Source organism: Petrotoga sp. SL27 (genome assembly GCF_002924605.1).
Lineage (GTDB): Bacteria > Thermotogota > Thermotogae > Petrotogales > Petrotogaceae > Petrotoga > Petrotoga sibirica.
This window is the reverse complement of record NZ_JAIP01000057.1, coordinates 1-433: the sequence shown is the minus strand read 5'-3', so window position 1 is coordinate 433 and position 433 is coordinate 1. Positions and strand designations below refer to the sequence as shown.

Here is a 433-nt window from a genome sequence, read left to right as displayed (position 1 = left end):
CTATGATGTAAACTGGAAGCAACATGTTTTCTCTTGCATCTAAGTAAGTTGGCCATTGAACTCCTCTAACTTCAACTTGGAATCTTGGATTGATCTTTGCTAAATTATCCCTCAATATCTCTGCTGCTACTCTTCTTGCATCGTTACCTGTATTGTAAAGGATAGTCATTTTGAAACCAATTTGCCATAATCTCCCATTGTAAGCACGTTTGAAATAATTTTCGGCTCTTTGTAGGTCCAATTCATATGTTGGAAGATTTTCATCGAATCCTAAGAATCCGGTAGGTAAAGCGGTGGGGACTTTTTCACCCAAACCTTTTAAAACATCATTTATCATACCATCATAATCAAAGGCATATGCAAAACCTAACCTAACATTGTGATCTGCAAAAAAGTCTAGCGGAATACCGTTCCCATCCAATCGGCCTGAACC

General features: G+C 38.1%; 1 protein-coding gene. It reads right to left on the bottom strand.

The window, feature by feature from the left end; genetic code table 11:
* The coding region (locus AD60_RS10045) for an ABC transporter substrate-binding protein (RefSeq protein WP_233186890.1) at nt 1-433 on the bottom strand (433 nt) is incomplete at both ends.